Raw genomic sequence first — 16,860 nt, 5'->3', positions numbered from 1 at the left:
GATCATGAATAGAGATGCTTTGCCACGTCGCGTGGTGGTTACGGGGTTCGGTGCGGTCACGCCATTGGGGATGAATACCGAGCAAAGCTGGGCGGCGATGATGGATTATCAACAAGGCTACCGCTATTACGATAAATCTGCCGTGGGGATCCAGTCACGTTTCTTGGGGGTGATCGACGACGAACCAGACTTGAAAGGGGTGCCTGCCGCGATCCGCCGCCGTTTGCCACGCTTTGCCCGGTTAGCCTTGGGGGCGGCCCGCGAAGCAATGGAGATGGCTTTCCATGGGGAGAGCCCGGCAGCCTATTACGATTTGCTGGAGTGCGGCACTATCATCGGCAGCGGCTGGGCGGGCCAGGATGAAATTCAAAACAATCATGAGGACTTTTTGCGGGCAGGACTGGGTTCACCCTTTGGCTGCTTCCTGTCCATGCCGAATGTCGCGACGGCCGCCTGTAGCCTGTTCTGGGGGCTGCGTGGTTATCAAAATAGTCCGATTGCGGCTTGTGCGACCGGGACGATTGCCATTGGCGATGCGTTTGAGGTGATCCGCAGTGGCCGTGCCTCGATGATGCTGGCCGGGGCAGGAGAGTCGTTAAGCAGCGACACTGCCGTCTGGAATATCGATGTGCTGCGTGCTTTGACGAGTGAGCAGGATGATATCAGCAAGGCCTGCTGCCCGTTCAGCCTCGATCGCAATGGCTTTGTGCTATCCGAAGGTGCTGCCGTGTTGTGCCTGGAAGAACGCGAAGCCGCACTGGCTCGCGGGGCAACCATCCTGGGGGAAATCAAGGGCTACGGCAATTACTCTGATGCCTTCGACTTTACCGCTCCCGCGGAAGACAAGCTTGCCCGGGTGAAAACCATCCAGCATGCCTTGCACCAGGCCGGGGTGACGGCGGAGGAGATTGACTATATCAATGCACACGGCACCTCTACGCCCCTCAACGATCTGAATGAAACCCAGGCGATCAAGCTGGCCTTTGGCGACGCGGCCTACAGCACGCCGCTTTCCAGCACCAAGTCTTACTCCGGGCATCTGATTGCGGCGGCAGGCAGCTTTGAATCCATCATCTGCCTGCAAGCGTTGCAGCATCAGCTGATGCCCGCCACCTGTCATCTGAAAAATGCTGACCCGGAGTGCGATCTGGACTACATCAGCGAAGGGCACCGCCCGGCCCGGTTAAAGAACATCTTGAATCTGAGCTTCGGCTTCGGCGGCGCTAACGCGGCGTTGGTTATCGGGCAGGCATGAGCATGATCTTCAACTACACCCTGCGCGATGCCGAGGAATGGGCTGCTTTTTCCGGCGACTACAACCCGATCCACTTTGATCTGCAACACGTACGCAAAATGGGGGCCGATCAACTGAGCGTCCACGGGATGCGTGCGATGCTGGATATGAAACGTCATCTGAGTGCGGTGCTGCTTGCGGATCCGCTGGAGCATGCCTTTTATGTGTTCAGCACCCGTATGCGCCGACCGGTGTTGTGCCAGACGCCGTATCACTTGCAGATAGCGGGCAATGGCAAGCAGATCACCGGTGAGTTGCGGGATTGTGCCACGCAGGAAAGTTGCTTCAGCAGCAAGCTGGTTCCGGCTAGGTCACTAGACTTGGTGGCTTCCGATCACGAGCATGCGCTGACCGTTAACGAGGTGATGGCACTCTGCCAGCCGTTCCCAGGGCAGGCATCGGATACCACTCAGGCATGGAGTTTCTTTGACGCCCTGCTGTTCCAACTGCTGGTGAAATCCCCGGAAACCGTGGCGATGTTGGCGACGACGCTTCCGGAACTGCAGGCCACCACGCTGATTGAGGTGTTTGCCCAGAGCCCAGTGGTACAGACGCATCATGAGACCCACTTCAGCGCCCGATTATTCAACCCGGAAACGCTATTTGCACCCGAAGATCGGCTGTACTACCGCATTCAGCCGATGCTGGTGATCGGGAATAAAAGCAGCGGATTGGTGTTACGCACGGTGATTGAGGCCAGAACGGAGTGGCATCCGCTGCTGGCGACTTCCGTCACCTTAAAAACATGGCCAATGGCCGATCATTAACATAAGGATATAACCATGGAAAACTACCAACAGGTTTACGACACCGTCACGGAAATGATTTGTGATGCCAAAGATCTCGGGATGGCCGATCTGGCGCCAGAGATGCCCCTGCGCCAGTTGAAGCTGGACAGCCTGGACTATGTGGAGCTGATGGTGCTGGCGAAGCGCGAGTTCGGAGCCACGCTCACCGCAGAAATGTTCATCAATCAGCCGACTATGACGCTGGGTGAACTCTGTCAACACCTGGCCGATGCACAAAAGTAATCTCATGACTAAACGATGGGTGTTAGTGACCGGTGGGAGCCGGGGAATTGGCCGCGCATTGGTGGAAGAGTTGGCCAAGCAATGGAACGTGGTGTTCACATGCCGTAACGGCAAGGCGGCCAGCGCGGCGGTGATTGAAGCCTGCGCGGGGTTGCCTGGCTGGGTGGAAAGCTGCGTGTGTGACGGCAGTGACGAGCAGGCGGTGAACCTTGTAGCTCCGCAGTTGCTGGCACGCCTCGGTGCACCTTTTGCGGTGATCCATAACGCCGGGATCACGCTGGATGATTTGCATATCCAGCAAACCGGCGAGCGCTGGCGGCAGGTGATCGACACCAACCTCAACGGCATCTTTTATTGGAACCGCCACCTGCTGCCCGCCATGATGGCGCAGGGGGAAGGGGCTATGGTGCTGATGTCCTCGGTGACGGGCATCAAGGGCAACTCCGGGCAAACGGCCTACGGGGCCAGTAAGGCGGCGATGATCGGCCTGGGGAAATCTCTGTCGCTGGAAGTGGCGCGCTTTGGTATCCGAGTGAACTGCCTGTTGCCCGGGATTATCGAAAGCGAGATGACACAGGCCATTCCGCCGGAGGCGCTGAAGGCGCTGCGCAAGCAAATTCCTTTACGCCGCCTGGGCAAAGCCAGCGAGGTAGCGCGTACCACCGCGTTTCTCATCGGTGATGATAGCCGTTATATGACGGGGCAAATTTTGGTGCTAGACGGTGGTTTGACCGTCTGAGCGCGTTAATACATCCTGTATCAAGTCGGGGCACTGTCTATCGGTGCCCCTTTTTATTGCCGTACGTTCCTGCGAATTTATTTTTCTCCGTTTGATTTTCAACCCAATCATTATGCGTATTTTCCGATAAAGCTGCCTTTTTATATAGGTAGTAACTATGTTTATCATTTGTTTTATATGCTTTTATTTTGGGATTATTCTCTGGTGAGGCCACTGTCGAACACCACTGTTTTTTACTGATCATTAGGTTGCCGGGGTTAACTGTTATTGATTTTTTCATCAAGGGTTTTTTATGTTGTATTTATTGCTTTTATCCTGTTGTTATTATGTTGCGCAATTTAATCTTGCTGTTTTATTAACCTATAGCTGAGCTGAACTACTGATTTTAATCTAAATGTTAGCTAATTTGCGTTAGATCATGGGTAATTATCATTGTTCAATGACCTGGCTGTTTCGTAATTATTTATCGGCTATACTCCGCGTAGGATCCAGGATGTTATCCGAAGGCAGGGGCCAATGCTCCTGAGCGTTGTTGTGGAAATAAAAGGGAGGAAAAATCCACATAATTTTGGTGAAAAGTCAAAGAGGTACTATGACCAGTCGTAAACATTTAACGCCTTCCGAAGTGGAAAAACTGCTAGAGGCAACGCTGAAAGGCAAGAACCCAGAGAGAGATTACTGTTTGATTTATATGTGTTTTATTCATGGTTGCCGCGTGAGTGAAATCAATAGTTGGCGGCTGTCAGATATCGATCTTGAAGGTGGCAATATTTATATTCATCGATTGAAAAACGGCTTCTCAACGGTTCATCCTTTGTATGTGCGCGAGCGTAAGTGTTTACAGCGTTGGATGGCCAAGAGAAAACATTATCGTGGTGCGGATAGCGAGTGGTTGTTTCTTTCTAACCGGGGATCTCGGTTATCACGCCAACGTATTTATTGGCTCATTCGTAATTACAGTGAGGCGGCCAATCTAGAGGTCAATGCACATCCCCATATGCTGCGCCATGGCTGCGGTTTTGCCTTGGCGGACCGGGGAATTGATACGCGTTTGATTCAGGATTTTCTTGGCCATAGGAATATTCAGAATACGGTGTTATATACGGCAAGCAATGCCAGGCGGTTCAAGGAAGTATGGTGATTTGAGTAAGGAAAATATGTCTAATGAGTCACTTTGAACTAAATTGCAACATACTCTAAGGATACTCAAAAATAATGTCAACACTAACTATTCAATAATTCATCTTGATTAATAAAGTCATTAAATAACAATGAGTTAAATAATTTTCCCCATAATAAACCCTCATCCAGCCTTAAGTGTTTTCTTACTTGACCACCTAAAAAAATCCAAGATCGAAACTTTCCTGTTTTATAACTAGCTCATAATTCTTTTATTCCTATAATTTTCAGAGCATTAAACTATTCGTTGTTTTTTTTAAGGCCATCCTTGGCACGTTAAACCAAAGGAGTCACTTTAGTTCAAAATGAATCGTTTGGCTGGAAAGGTATTACTGCCCCATTGCTATTTGCGCAGGCGTGTTTCAGTCGATGAACTAAATAAAAAGGAATGACATAGGGTTATGTCAAAAATAAACAAATGCGCGTATTTGAAGTGCATTATTTAAAAGGAAAAGTAGTCTATGAACAAGAATCTGCTCGCCGTGGCTGTACTGGCCGCCTCCGCGTTTTCCACCGCGGCGTTCGCTGCAGACGGCAAAGTAAACTTCGCTGGTGAAATCATCGATCAAGCTTGTACTGTGCATTCTGATTCAGAAAACCAGACCGTTACTCTGGGTAAAGTATTTGTCGGCGCATTCAAGGGTGGCGCTGGCGTCACTGCTGCCTCTAAGGATTTCTCCCTGATCCTGCAAGACTGCCCAGATACGGTTAAAGCGGCGACAGTGCGTTTTGATGGTATCCAGGTTGCGGGTAACGATGCCGTTCTGGCGCTGACCGATGAGCCAGGTGTTGCCACTGGCGTTGGTGTTCAGATTGCTGACAACAACAACAAAGTGATTAACCTGCACACGGATTCAAGCGTTTACCCGCTGAGCAGCACCGAAGATAACGTGCTCGGGTTTGTTGCACGTTACTACGCGACTTCAGCCACCGTCACTGCGGGTAAGGCTAACGCAGTAAGCAACTTTACCATTATCTATCAGTAAGTTTTATCCGCTCGGCTGATACGGGCGGTATAAGGCTGGTCAGGGGGGCGAAAGCCATCCCCTGGCCTTTCTCTCAATGGCCGAAGTGGTGAATAAGCAATGAAAGTCTGGCGGAGCACAATAGTCGCAGCGCTGTTACTAACCTTTGGTGCGCAGGTACAGGCGGGCATTATTGTCGGCGGAACGCGCCTGGTTTATGACGGTGGTAAAAAAGAAGCCTCTCTGGGGATTAATAACCCGGATAAGGTGCCCTATCTCATTCAGTCCTGGGTTGACACGCATGAAGGGGACACGTCCAAGGCGCCATTTATCATTACCCCTCCTTTATTCCGTTTGGATGGTGAGCAGAATAATATTCTACGCGTAGTGCGTGCTGGCGGGAATTTACCGACCGATAAAGAATCTCTCTATTGGCTGAACATCAAATCTATTCCTTCGGCTAAGAAACAGGAAAACAGTTTACAAATTGCGGTCAAGACGCGCATCAAGCTGATTTATCGCCCACAGGGGTTACCCGGTACGTTAGAGGACGCCGCCAAGACATTGACCTGGCAGCGTAGCGGTAACGCGGTTCAGGTGACCAATGCATCACCCTATTTTATCACGCTATTCTCAGTCAAGGTTAATGGTAGTCCGCTGAAAAATGTCAGCATGGTTGCACCGAAGTCCAGTGCGCGCTTTGAACTACCCGACGGTAGTCTTGGTGGGGCATTGAGCTGGGAAGTTATTAACGATTACGGCGGTATTACTAAACCGTTTATCGGGGTTCTATAAGGCATTCACCAGATTAAATACAGCTAATCCCTGCACAGGTAGTACAGGGAAGGGACGCGGCTTGCCGGAATTTACTGGCACGGCTGATAAATGGAGTTAAATGGATGAAAAACCCGAAGCGTATAGGCTCGCGCGGATTTGACCGTACCCCGCTGACCTGGTTGATCTCATGTCAGGTTGCCATGTTAATGGGAATGTCCGGTAGCGCACAGGCCCGCGATTACTTTAACCCGGCACTGCTGGAGCTTGATAATCCGTCTCAGCGAGGGGCTGATCTGACGGTTTTTGAAGATGGCCGTACTCAGGCCCCAGGTACGTACCGGGTTGATATCTATCTGAATGGGGCGATGATCGATACCCAGGATCTTGATTTCTCCCTGCAGCGAAGCCCGGCAGGTGAGGATAGCCTGCAGCCTTGCCTAAGCAGCGATATGCTTGAGGCAATGGGCGTGAAGATCGCTTCCTTCCCCGCTATCCCGGCCTCTGGGCAGTGCGTTAATCTGGCGCAGATCATTCCCCAGGCATCGGCCTCGTTCCGTTTTAATCAACAGCGGTTGGACATCAGTATCCCCCAGGCGGCATTGAACTCGACTGTTCGTGGCTATGTTCCGCCAGACCAGTGGGATCAGGGAATACCGGCGCTGTTGGTCAACTATAACTTTAGCGGTGCCAACAGTTGGGCACGTAGCAGTAAGAGCTCGGACAGCAATAGCTATTATCTCAACCTGCGTTCAGGGATCAACCTCGGCGCCTGGCGTCTGCGTAACTACTCAACCTGGAATCGTGACTCTGAGGGTGAAAGCCACTGGGATTCCATCAATACCTATTTACAGCGCGATATCGTGGCGCTGAAGAGCCAGTTGATACTGGGCGATAGCTCCTCCCAAAGTGAGGTGTTTGACAGCGTGCCTTTCCGTGGCGGTCAGTTAGCTTCGGATGATGACATGCTGCCAGAGAGTTTGAGGGGTTATGCACCGACGGTGCGAGGCATTGCCCGCAGTAACGCTCAGGTCACGGTTCGCCAGAACGGCTATGTCATTTATCAGAGCTATGTGCCACCTGGGGCCTTTGAAATCAGCGATCTCTATCCGACGGCGGGCAGCGGCGATCTGCAAGTGAGCATTAAAGAGAGCGATGGCAGCGAGCAAAGGTTAGTGGTGCCGTTTGCTTCCGTCCCGGTGTTACAGCGGCAAGGGCGTTTCAAATACAGCCTGACCAGCGGCCAATATCGTTCATCCAACAGTAACGTGGATGATACGTTGTTTACTCAAGGCACGGCGATCTACGGCTTGCCGAGTGGGGCCACCCTCTACGGCGGCGTGCAGGCCGCCAGCAAATATCAGGCACTGGCTCTCGGCTGGGGGCAAAACATGGGGGTTATCGGCGCGTTTTCTGCCGATGTTACCCAGGCTTGGTCTAAACCTGAATTTTCTGCCAAAGAGCGCGGCCAGTCGTGGCGTATGCGTTACGGCAAGAACTTTGTCGAAACGGGTACCAGCTTCACCTTGGCCAGCTATCGTTACTCTACGGCGGGGTTCTATACGCTGCAGGAAACGTTAAATACCTATACCGGCGGCAAAACATCACAAAGTCAGAATCACAAGAAGAGCCGTGCTGAACTGTCGATGAGCCAGACGCTATGGGAAGGTGCCGGTTCACTGTCGCTCAGTCTGTACAACGAAGATTATTGGAACGATCGGCGCCGTAACCAGTCGGTGAGCGTCGGGTATAACAATAGCTGGAACAGTATCAGCTATGGCCTGAACTACACCTTCAGCAGAGATGGTTATGACAGCAGCGGCGAACGCGTCAACTACGACGACCATATTCTCGCCTTAAATATCAGCATGCCATTGGGTGGAAGGCTGTCTGACAGCTATGCAAGCTACAACCTGAATACCAGCCGTAAAGGCACCACCAGTAACTCAGTCGGCCTGAACGGTACCGCATTACCCAGTAATAACCTGAGCTATAACGTCAGCCAGGGCTACACCAGCCAGGGAGTCGGAGCTTACGGCAATAGCAGCCTTGGCTATCGTGGCGGCTTGGGCAGAGTCAACGTGGGGTATGGCTATAACCGTTCCGATCAACGCCTCAACTACGGTGTGCAGGGTGGGATCCTCTTGCACGAAGACGGTTTGACACTCTCGCAACAGATGAATGAGACAGCGGTGCTGGTGAAAGCACCGGGAGCCAAGGGTGTCAATATAGCCAACCAATCAGGAGTGACGACCGACTGGCGTGGCTATGCCGTGGTGCCTTATGCCACGGTTTATCGCAAAAACAATATTGCGATAAATACCACTACTCTGCCAGATGATGTCGATATGACGATAACCAGTCAGACGGTGATCCCAACCCGTGGTGCCATCGTGCGCGCCGAGTTCAAACCTAATGTCGGTCAGCGGGTATTGATGACCCTGTTGAGGCAGGGGGCGCCAGTACCGTTCGGTGCCACCGTAACCGATAGCAATGGGGGTGACAACGGCAGCATCGTCGGTGACGGTGGTCAGGTATTCCTCTCTGGGATGGCCGGTAGCGGCAAGTTGCAGGTCAAGTGGGGCAACGCCGCGTCACAGCAATGCCAAGTGTCTTACAGTGTGCCGGAGCAACAAGATAGCGCCGGGATCCGTTTGATGAATGGCCAATGTTTATAAAGGCTTTAATGATGAATAAATGGAAATCGTTAGTGCATTATTCAGCCATCGGGGGAGTTATCGCCTTGGGATTGGGGAGCCTGCCATCGGCGCAGGCAGCCATCGGGCAGTGCGAACCTGCAGGCTCCACTATGGGTTATCACTTTACGTTTAATCAGTTGTTCGACCATCCGGATAAGAACACGGCTGGCAAGACGTTTTATGAGGTGAATAAGGCCGAAAATGTGTGGCAGAACGAGGGGGACGGGTATCGGGTCAACTGCGACTGCGGTAGCGAAACTCGGATGAAAGAGTCGTTTATTATGGCTGTCCCAAGGGGGGCGCCTCTGCCGGATGGGGATGGTAGCAGGCAGTTCTATTCGTTGAGCGGTAGCGAGGATTTTTCTGCTGCTATGGATGTGTATATTGCCGGTGCCGTCAATAAATATTTCCCTGTGCCTTTCCCAGGTAACGGATGGCGGGGGAATGGTTTTTTTAACCGGCCTCAGGATTGTAAGGGCGTACTCTATGATAGTGGTGCACAAGGATTAGTTCATCTCTATTTCAGGCAGGCGGTTATTGGCACGTCGACAATAACGCATTCTCCCCTGTTGGATGTCTATATTAATTCGGATCCCAATGTAGGCCGGGGGAGCAGACCAACGGCTTCAGTGAGCATGAGCGGTAAGATCACCGTGCCGCAAAAATGCGAACTTAAAAATCCAATGATTACCGTGCCCTTTGGCAGCATTATGTCCACCGATTTTAAAGTTAAAGGCCAAAAGCCAAGTACCGTCCAGATACATGAAGAAACCCTGTATCTGGAGTGTACCAACCTGTCGACGCGCGCAAAAATCAGCTTGCTGTTTGAGGGCGAGGTGAATCCTCATGATCCTACTGCCCTGAAGACCACTACCACTAATGGTTCGGTGACGTCGAATAATGATGATATTGCGATCAGAATTGAGGAAAAACGTGGCGGGAACACTCAGGTTATTTCGCCTGGAGATCGGCTATCAATGGAAATGAATGGCTTGGGTAATATCAATAGCGATAGTCAGACGACATTGAATTTCTACCCTATTAGCACGACCGGCAAAGCACCGAAAGTTGGAGACTTTGAGGCAACCGCGACTATTACGGTAAAAATGGAATAATCCCGTTTGCATCGGCAATCTCGAACTTTCTGCGAAAGTAAGTTTAACTAAAATGGAGAAGGATAGTTATTATGGATATGAAAGCAATTTTTAAAACGACTGCATTGTGCCTGGCTCTCGGTGGTATGGGGATCAGTTACTCGGCTCTGGCGGTCGATGCACGTATAAAGATCACCGGTACGGTTAAAGCTTCGCCATGTACGGTCGATGCAGTGGGGGGCGATGTAAACGTGAATTTGGGGGAGATCAAGGCACATACTCTGACTGCGGGTGCGGGGAGCGATTGGCAGAGTTTTAGTCTGGATCTGAGTGACTGCCCAGTTTCAACCACTAACGTTACTGCGGCATTCACCGGTACGGCAGCGGAGGAAAGCACGGATTTGTATAAGAACGAGGCGGCCAATCCTGCCGGTGCCGTGCAGATTGAAATGGTTGATGGCAGTTCATCAGCTAATCGCCGGTTGGGCAGCGGCAGTGATATGACCGTGGCTGTCGATCACTCCACCAATAAAGCGAGTTTCCCGCTGAAGGCGCGCGCTTTTAGCACTAACGGTGGTGCAACCCCAGGCAGTATTGAGGGCGTTGTGCAGGTGGCACTCACCTATCAGTAATCACCAGTAATACCCTCTAGCCATAAGAAAACCTGGCCCCACTTTTTTATGGTAGCTTTACCTGTGTCTGTTGGGTTAATTGCCTGGGGCTTATTAATTGTTGGTAGCTGACTTTATTTTCAATGTGTTGTTTGATCAATAAAAACAAGAAAAGATAGCCCTCATAAATATGAGAGGGAATGACATTTTTGCACACCAATTTATCAAGGAAGTAAAAAAGGGTATTTAGCAGAAATGGGAGGTTTAATATGACAGTGGTTCATACTTATCAGAGAGGGAGTGCGCATTCCCCCAGCCCTTATGGGCTAAAAGGGGACGGTGTGATTGTAATGGAATCTTGCCCCATCACGGCACTCGGAATGCGTAATATTTTGGCCCAGTCCTGTGGACTGACGGACGAGGTACAGCGGGTCAGTAATCTGGAGCAAATCCCAGGATTGATGCGCCACCGTCCGGCCCGGCTGTTGATTATGGAACTGTGTGGTGAAGAAGAGTCGGTTCTGGATGGTTTAAGGCTGATTGCGCAGTGCCTGGAGCATTGGCCAACCACGGCGATGATCGTGTGTACCGCTCTTGACGATCCTCGGGTGCTGCAATTGCTGACCGCATCAGGTATCAAAGGGCTGGTGCTCAAACAGGAGCCTGGCGTTGCGCTGGCGCAATGCGTAAAGCAGGTCTTATCTGGCTGTCGCAGTTATAGCCATAAGGTGCGTCAATTGCTGAGCAGTCAGTCTGCCATTGGCAAAGCCTTGACGTCCCGTGAACTGGATGTGTTGACGCACCTGTTTTCCGGTAAAAGCGTGACCACCGCGGCGTTGATGATGCACCGTGATGTCCGCACCGTCAGCACCCATAAGCGCAATGCGATGCACAAGTTGGGCTTTCAGAATGACGGTGAACTTTATTTGCAAGGCAAGTGGATGGCAAAGACCGGCCCGGTGTTTGCCCGCTAACCCTTGATACCGCTATGCACTTGTTCTCTGGATGGGATCAACGAGATATTTATACAGGAGTCGTCTATGCAACCGTTGTCACAAAAGCCGCTTGGCTTGGCGTTAATGGATCGCAGCCCACTCACACTTACTGGGCTGTCTTGCTTTCTTGGCACGCTTAACGTCGCCAATGAGATTATCGTGCAGGAAACCAGCATGGCTGCGGTTGCCGAAAGGTTGCTGTACCAACCCGTCGATATTCTCATCACCGAACTTAATGGCCTGAATGAAACCATCGCGCAGTGCCGGGAAGTTCTACTTAATTTGTGTGCGCAGCAGCCTGAGTTACGTGTCATTGTTTACACCCGCAGCCAGACAGGGGAGGATCTGTGCAAGCTGCTTGATGTGGCTAATATCAGCGTGGTATCCCGTGGGGATGAATTGCCGCTGGTCGGGGAGTTTTTTCACCGGGTATTTAACGGTGAGCGCGTATTGAGCCCGTTGATTGGCTCTTATCTGGCGCGTAGCGATCCTGAAGATGTTTCAAGCCTGCATCATCTGACCCGCTGCGAAAATGATGTTCTGTCGTTCTTGTTCAACGGGATGAGCCTGCGGGAAATTGCTGAACTGCAACAACGCAGCATCAAGACCATCAGCGCGCACAAATGTAATGCCATGCGCAAACTACAGGTTAAAAACGACAGCGAGCTGTTCTCGCTGAGAAAAAACATTAGCCAGCAGTTTGCCGATTGATGGCTAGAAATCGTTGCCCCGCCTTGCTGTCATCAAGTATGGCGGGGCATACCGCCCACCGTGATCGTCTCTGATATATAACGTAAGAATATTGGCTGTTGCACGGCTAACGACATCTGCGAAGTAAAAAATGTGGTGCCAGTTTGAATCGGTGGCCTGCGTTGGGTTAAATATGTATTACCCGGAAGCGTTCAACATTGCTGGCAGTATAAATAACGGTGTTCTGAATGTTGCGATGGCCCAGGTAATCTTGAATGAGCCTGGTGTCGATCCCTCTGTCTGCCAGGGCATAGCCGCAGGAGTGGCGGAGCATATGGGGATGGACCTGGACGTCGATACCGGCTAATTCACCGTAGGACTTTATTAATCGGTAAAGTTGTTGGCGTGAAATTTGCCCACCGTGGCGAGAAAGAAACAGCCAGGGGCTATCAGGTTCCAGGTAGCTTGGGCGTTTTGCCAGCCAACGGCTCAGTGCGATACGCTCACGGATTTGAATAGGATGTTGGACTGAAAAACCGTTCTTTAGGCGCGATACGTGTAAGCGGTTGGTGGCCAGGTCAATATCCTCCAGCCGCAGCCCCCGTAGTTCACTGACGCGTAACCCATGAATAAAGCACATCAACAGCATACAGCGATCGCGGCAACCGTTGGCACCGTCCGGGACGGCGGAGATCATTCTCTCAATTTCAATATGGCTGAGATATTTGCGTTTTGTCATTCTCTATCCCTAAGTTAAATAAAGCAAATATGACGGGTGTTTATTCATTTAAACATTGAATACCCTGATCAGCAAACAAAATAGCAGTGTTACTGCGGCATTAATCCTGCGGCATTATCTTATTACTAGGTTTGCAGCGGGGTTAATGGTTATTTATTAAGAAAAAATCAACTCACTTGATCATCAGGAAACCCGGGTTGATGGATTTAAAAATCGTGTATTTATAAATGTCCACCAATCTAACAGGTTAGTTGTTTATCTAAATAGACTTGAACATCTTTGGGTTTATACCTATTTTTGAGATTTTTATTATTGTGTTAATAATGTTTTTAGCTAGACAAACAGCTGCTTGCTCTATATTGGCTTTAGTTATCGCCCCGCGTTTGGCCTGCACGGGCAGGCCAGGGCCAGCATCTGCCCGCCCAACAAAATGAGAATTGTTATTGATATCACGCTTTCGCCCACTACAATGCCCGCCAGTGCATGATTTTTGAATAGGGTTTCTGATGGAGTTGTTACGGGTGGTGTTCCAGCAGTATCGCTGGCCGTTTCTGGCGGTAATGGCGTTAACCATGGCCAGTGCGGCGTTGGGGATTGGCATCATTGCATTTATTAACGTGCAACTGATGGGAGCGGCGGGTAACCCGCTAGTGGTGTTGCCGCAGTTTCTCGGCCTGTTGGCCCTGCTGATGGCTGTTACGCTCGGTTCTCAGTTGGCGTTGACCACTTTGGGGCACTATTTTGTTTATCGGCTGCGTGGCCAACTGGTAAAGCGCATATTGGATACCCATATTGAACGGTTAGAGCAGTTGGGCAGTGCCTCACTGTTGGCTAGCCTGTCGAGCGATATTCGCAATATCACCATTGCTTTTGTCCGCCTACCGGAGTTGGTTCAGGGGGTGATCCTGACCCTGGGATCGGCTGCCTATCTGGGCTGGCTGTCGCCTGCCATGCTGGGTGTGACCGCGATATGGGTGACGATCACCATTTTGGGAAGTTGGTATCTGGTCTCGCGGGTTTATAGCCACCTGAGCAGCGTGCGCGAAGCGGAAGAGCGGCTCTATCTGCATTATCAAGCGGCGATCGACGGGCGCAAAGAATTGGCGCTGAACCGCGATCGGGCAAAAATGTTATTCCAGCAGGCTTACCAGCCCGATGCCAGTGACTACCGTTACCATATTATCCGCGCAGATACCTTCCACCTTAGCGCCGTGAACTGGTCGAATATCATGATGCTGGGCGCCATCGGCCTGGTGTTCTATATGGCGAACAGCTTGGGTTGGGCGAACACCACGATAGCGGCGACCTATTCCCTGACCTTACTGTTCCTGCGTACCCCCTTATTACAGGCGGTTGGGGCATTTCCGACGCTGATTGCGGCCGAAGTGGCCTTCAATAAAGTGAAGGCGCTCAAACTGGCAGACTATGATCCGGCATTTCCGGCTCCACAGGCTCGTACGTGGCAAACGCTGGAACTGCGCGACGTGGCATTCCACTATGCGGCGGGCGAACAGCAATCAGGGTTTGCGGTTGGGCCGATCAATTTGACGTTACGGCGGGGCGAACTGGTATTCCTGATTGGCGGCAACGGCAGCGGTAAATCGACGCTGGCCATGCTGCTCACTGGGCTGTATGTGCCCGTTAGTGGGCAGATCCTGCTGGATGGCCAACCGATTACGGTCGCCGATCGTGAAGATTATCGCCGCCTGTTCTCTGCCATCTTTACGGATTTCTACCAGTTTCACCATCTGTTGGGGCCGCAAGGGGAACAGCCGGACGCCGAACTGGTGGAAACCTGGTTGCAGCGCCTGAAAATGAAAAGCAAATTGGAGTTCGACGGTACGCGCGTCACCAATCCGCAACTGTCACAAGGGCAGCGCAAGCGCCTGGCCCTGTTGCTGGCGGTGGCTGAAAAGCGGGATATTTTACTGCTGGATGAGTGGGCGGCGGATCAGGATCCCCAGTTCCGCCGTACTTTCTACCGCGAATTACTGCCTCAGCTGCGCGAAATGGGAAAAACCGTGTTTGCCATCAGCCATGACGACCATTACTTTGAACATGCGGATCGCCTGCTGCAAATGCGAGATGGCCATCTGAGCGAACTGATTGGGGATAAGCGCCATCAGGCGAGCCGGGACTCCGTCAGCCAGCTTGATTGAATTGCTTAATTTGCCGGGGCGCTAATATTCGCCCCGACATAGCGAGTCGGTTGAGGAATATCTGTCGCCTCATAGGTTTAGGCTAGTTGAGTGATTGTTTATATCGATAATCAAAATCGCCGCCAATGATTTACTCTGTGTCTTGGGGAAAACGGTACATGACAGTGCGCTTGTGGTACCGATTTTAATTGGCAACAGGGTAGTCAGGGGAGCAGGAACGCGCCGATGCATAATCACTCACTCATTCCCACCACAGAGGTCCCACTAGCGGAAACGCTAAAATTTCCGCCATCCTGGCAGCTCAATGAGCGGCAACAGCGCTTTATTGAAGATCTTTGGCTGGAGGAAGATCATGCCGTGCCCGGTTCAGCCGATAATCTTGCGACGCCCGGCCAAGATGCCGAACAGCATCTGCAGCAGCGTTAACCCTAGCAAAATCGTCAACGGCACCGTCCAGCCTTGCGTCAAATCATGCACCAGGCCAAACAAGGTCGGCCCCAGTGCGGCCAGCAGATAGCCGATAGACTGTGCCATCCCTGACAGCACCGTTGCCTGATGATGGTGCTGGCTGCGTAGACCAAAGAAGGACAGCGCCAGCACCAATGAACTCCCCGCCCCCAGCCCGGCAAAGATCAACCAGATAAGCGAGTGGGCAGGCAGCAACAGCAATCCGCCTACGCCAATAAAGATCAACAGCGAACTGACCAGTGCGATCCCCCGCTGGTCGCGCGCGCGTGGCAGTGCAAACACCATCACAAAGTTGGCGGCGATCGCCACGATCTGATAAACAAACAGCTCGAAGCCCGCCTGCTGCGGTGAGGTGCCGTGGCTGGCGGCAAAGGCGCTGAACCAACCGATAATGGTATAGAAGGTGATGGATTGCAGCCCCATGAACAAGGCCACCTGCCAACCCAGGGCGCTGCTCCAGGGGGAACGAAAGGTTTCTGCGGCCACCGGCGTGCCGGTTCGGGTAACCGGAGTGGGCTTGCGCTTCAGTTGGGGTAGCCAGATCGCCAGCGCGATAAACGCCGGCAGGCTCCAGCACAGCAATGAAAAACGCCAGCCGTTATCGTTGAATGCCGCTAACGGCACCGCCATGCCGGAGGCGATAGCGGCCACCAGTGACATCACGGCTGCATAGGTACTGATCATCACTGCCGCCCGATGAGGAAAATCGCGTTTTACCAGCGTGGGTAATACCACGTTGGCAAAGGCGATGGCCGCGCCTATCAGCACCGTCCCCAACCACAGCATGCCATCCCAAGGTTGTGAACGCAGCACGATCCCGGCGACCAGCAGCGCCAGCGCCAGCCCAAGGGTGCGCTCAATTCCGATGCGCTTGGCCAGCGACGGCGTTAATGGCGATAACACCGCAAACAGGATCAGCGGCAGGGAGTTGAGTAACCCGGCAGCGGTGGCAGAAAGCATCAGTTGGCGCTGGATCTGTTCCAGTAACGGGCCTACGCTGGTTAAAGGAGCGCGCAGGTTAGCCGCCACCAGCATGATGCCGGCCAGCAATAAGAAACGCGTCAAACGGCTGCGTTTAACAACACAATTTGCGGATGGTTCGGGTTGGGGCATGAGATCCTCGCATCAGGCATGCAGCCAATCATTACTGCATGACGAGATGCGTTGATTGACGTTAACGCTTACGTACAGGCAGGGCTGCCAGTATCTACGCGCCAGTTTAGGAAAGATATCCCCGCCTGACAAGAGGTTAAGGAAGCGCCGCTTGGCACCCACCAGGTGACTTTGATCAACGCGAGGGAAACTATTGCTGGCAGCATTGCCCGCTATAACGGATAGTAACGGCAGTAAACTTATTGTGAGGAATCGCTATGTCTTCTTTCTACAGCCCCCGCCGTATTGTGCTTTACACCATCGCCGTGAT

15 protein-coding genes are annotated in these 16,860 nt (G+C 52.0%); 13 read left to right on the top strand and 2 right to left on the bottom strand.

The genetic code is table 11. The annotated features are described in order from the left end of the window. Nucleotides 1-4: 4 nt before the first annotated feature. The 12 genes from KGP21_RS22705 to KGP21_RS22650 all read left to right on the top strand — a co-directional run bounded on the left by KGP21_RS22705 (nucleotide 5) and on the right by KGP21_RS22650 (nucleotide 12,092). Entirely contained in the window at nucleotides 5-1,255 is a 1,251-nt protein-coding gene (locus KGP21_RS22705; protein ID WP_223500280.1) for a beta-ketoacyl synthase, read from the top strand. Then, the gene (locus KGP21_RS22700; protein ID WP_223500279.1) at nucleotides 1,252-2,061 is read left to right on the top strand and encodes a MaoC/PaaZ C-terminal domain-containing protein; all 810 of its coding nucleotides are present in this window, start codon (nucleotides 1,252-1,254) and stop codon (nucleotides 2,059-2,061) included. Before KGP21_RS22705 ends, KGP21_RS22700 begins: the two co-directional genes overlap by 4 nt. 15 nt (nucleotides 2,062-2,076) lie before the next feature. Then, nucleotides 2,077-2,325, top strand: a complete 249-nt coding sequence (locus KGP21_RS22695) for an acyl carrier protein (RefSeq protein ID WP_209554722.1) — start codon at nucleotides 2,077-2,079, stop codon at nucleotides 2,323-2,325. Between the two features lie 4 nt (nucleotides 2,326-2,329). Further along, nucleotides 2,330-3,064, top strand: coding sequence for an SDR family NAD(P)-dependent oxidoreductase (locus KGP21_RS22690; RefSeq protein ID WP_223498295.1), 735 nt, complete (start codon nucleotides 2,330-2,332; stop codon nucleotides 3,062-3,064). A gap of 592 nt (nucleotides 3,065-3,656) precedes the next feature. Continuing rightward, nucleotides 3,657-4,205, top strand: a complete 549-nt coding sequence (locus KGP21_RS22685; RefSeq protein ID WP_021179836.1) for a tyrosine-type DNA invertase — start codon at nucleotides 3,657-3,659, stop codon at nucleotides 4,203-4,205. A gap of 499 nt (nucleotides 4,206-4,704) precedes the next feature. Then, on the top strand, nucleotides 4,705-5,229 hold the full coding sequence (locus KGP21_RS22680) for a fimbrial protein (protein ID WP_021806160.1): 525 nt from the start codon (nucleotides 4,705-4,707) through the stop codon (nucleotides 5,227-5,229). A gap of 99 nt (nucleotides 5,230-5,328) precedes the next feature. After that, complete coding sequence (locus KGP21_RS22675; RefSeq protein WP_021806159.1) at nucleotides 5,329-6,003, top strand: molecular chaperone; 675 nt, start codon at nucleotides 5,329-5,331, stop codon at nucleotides 6,001-6,003. A gap of 104 nt (nucleotides 6,004-6,107) precedes the next feature. Beyond that, a complete protein-coding gene (locus KGP21_RS22670; protein ID WP_223500278.1) occupies nucleotides 6,108-8,660 on the top strand; it encodes a fimbria/pilus outer membrane usher protein in 2,553 nt (850 codons plus the stop codon). Continuing rightward, entirely contained in the window at nucleotides 8,651-9,796 is a 1,146-nt protein-coding gene (locus KGP21_RS22665) for a fimbrial protein (protein WP_037375677.1), read from the top strand. The genes KGP21_RS22670 and KGP21_RS22665 overlap by 10 nt, the downstream gene beginning before the upstream one ends. A 71-nt stretch (nucleotides 9,797-9,867) precedes the next feature. Continuing rightward, a complete protein-coding gene (locus tag KGP21_RS22660) occupies nucleotides 9,868-10,407 on the top strand; it encodes a fimbrial protein (protein ID WP_021806156.1) in 540 nt (179 codons plus the stop codon). Nucleotides 10,408-10,766: 359 nt separating this feature from the next. Further along, complete coding sequence (locus KGP21_RS22655; RefSeq protein WP_021179842.1) at nucleotides 10,767-11,360, top strand: response regulator transcription factor; 594 nt, start codon at nucleotides 10,767-10,769, stop codon at nucleotides 11,358-11,360. Nucleotides 11,361-11,426: 66 nt separating this feature from the next. Then, entirely contained in the window at nucleotides 11,427-12,092 is a 666-nt protein-coding gene (locus KGP21_RS22650; RefSeq protein ID WP_021806155.1) for a response regulator transcription factor, read from the top strand. A 166-nt stretch (nucleotides 12,093-12,258) separates the two neighbouring features. Here the strand turns inward: KGP21_RS22650 and KGP21_RS22645 are convergent, their stop codons facing one another. Then, nucleotides 12,259-12,810, bottom strand: a complete 552-nt coding sequence (locus tag KGP21_RS22645) for a tyrosine-type DNA invertase (protein WP_024485021.1) — start codon at nucleotides 12,808-12,810, stop codon at nucleotides 12,259-12,261. A gap of 506 nt (nucleotides 12,811-13,316) precedes the next feature. Between KGP21_RS22645 and KGP21_RS22640 the strand changes: the two genes are divergently transcribed. Next, nucleotides 13,317-14,969: a multidrug ABC transporter permease/ATP-binding protein gene (locus KGP21_RS22640; protein WP_223500277.1), complete on the top strand. Its 1,653-nt coding sequence runs from the start codon at nucleotides 13,317-13,319 to the stop codon at nucleotides 14,967-14,969. Between the two features lie 366 nt (nucleotides 14,970-15,335). Here KGP21_RS22640 and KGP21_RS22635 read toward each other — a convergent pair whose 3' ends face one another. Further along, nucleotides 15,336-16,550: an MFS transporter gene (locus KGP21_RS22635; RefSeq protein WP_094981495.1), complete on the bottom strand. Its 1,215-nt coding sequence runs from the start codon at nucleotides 16,548-16,550 to the stop codon at nucleotides 15,336-15,338. Nucleotides 16,551-16,860: the final 310 nt, after the last annotated feature.

It is taken from the genome of Serratia sp. JSRIV004 (genome assembly GCF_019968705.1).
In the GTDB taxonomy this organism is placed as follows: domain Bacteria; phylum Pseudomonadota; class Gammaproteobacteria; order Enterobacterales; family Enterobacteriaceae; genus Chania; species Chania fonticola_B.
This window is presented reverse-complemented; position numbering and strand designations above follow the sequence as displayed.

Excerpts from the sequence above, each read along its gene's own strand:
- KGP21_RS22705 (WP_223500280.1), top strand. The coding sequence starts at position 5 with ATGAATAGAGATGCTTTGCCACGTCGCGTGGTGGTTACGGGGTTCGGT.
- KGP21_RS22700 (WP_223500279.1), top strand. The coding sequence starts at position 1,252 with ATGAGCATGATCTTCAACTACACCCTGCGCGATGCCGAGGAATGGGCT.
- KGP21_RS22695 (WP_209554722.1), top strand. The coding sequence starts at position 2,077 with ATGGAAAACTACCAACAGGTTTACGACACCGTCACGGAAATGATTTGT.
- KGP21_RS22690 (WP_223498295.1), top strand. The coding sequence starts at position 2,330 with ATGACTAAACGATGGGTGTTAGTGACCGGTGGGAGCCGGGGAATTGGC.
- KGP21_RS22685 (WP_021179836.1), top strand. The coding sequence starts at position 3,657 with ATGACCAGTCGTAAACATTTAACGCCTTCCGAAGTGGAAAAACTGCTA.
- KGP21_RS22680 (WP_021806160.1), top strand. The coding sequence starts at position 4,705 with ATGAACAAGAATCTGCTCGCCGTGGCTGTACTGGCCGCCTCCGCGTTT.
- KGP21_RS22675 (WP_021806159.1), top strand. The coding sequence starts at position 5,329 with ATGAAAGTCTGGCGGAGCACAATAGTCGCAGCGCTGTTACTAACCTTT.
- KGP21_RS22670 (WP_223500278.1), top strand. The coding sequence starts at position 6,108 with ATGAAAAACCCGAAGCGTATAGGCTCGCGCGGATTTGACCGTACCCCG.
- KGP21_RS22665 (WP_037375677.1), top strand. The coding sequence starts at position 8,651 with ATGTTTATAAAGGCTTTAATGATGAATAAATGGAAATCGTTAGTGCAT.
- KGP21_RS22660 (WP_021806156.1), top strand. The coding sequence starts at position 9,868 with ATGGATATGAAAGCAATTTTTAAAACGACTGCATTGTGCCTGGCTCTC.
- KGP21_RS22655 (WP_021179842.1), top strand. The coding sequence starts at position 10,767 with ATGCGTAATATTTTGGCCCAGTCCTGTGGACTGACGGACGAGGTACAG.
- KGP21_RS22650 (WP_021806155.1), top strand. The coding sequence starts at position 11,427 with ATGCAACCGTTGTCACAAAAGCCGCTTGGCTTGGCGTTAATGGATCGC.
- KGP21_RS22645 (WP_024485021.1), bottom strand. The coding sequence starts at position 12,810 with ATGACAAAACGCAAATATCTCAGCCATATTGAAATTGAGAGAATGATC.
- KGP21_RS22640 (WP_223500277.1), top strand. The coding sequence starts at position 13,317 with ATGGAGTTGTTACGGGTGGTGTTCCAGCAGTATCGCTGGCCGTTTCTG.
- KGP21_RS22635 (WP_094981495.1), bottom strand. The coding sequence starts at position 16,550 with ATGCCCCAACCCGAACCATCCGCAAATTGTGTTGTTAAACGCAGCCGT.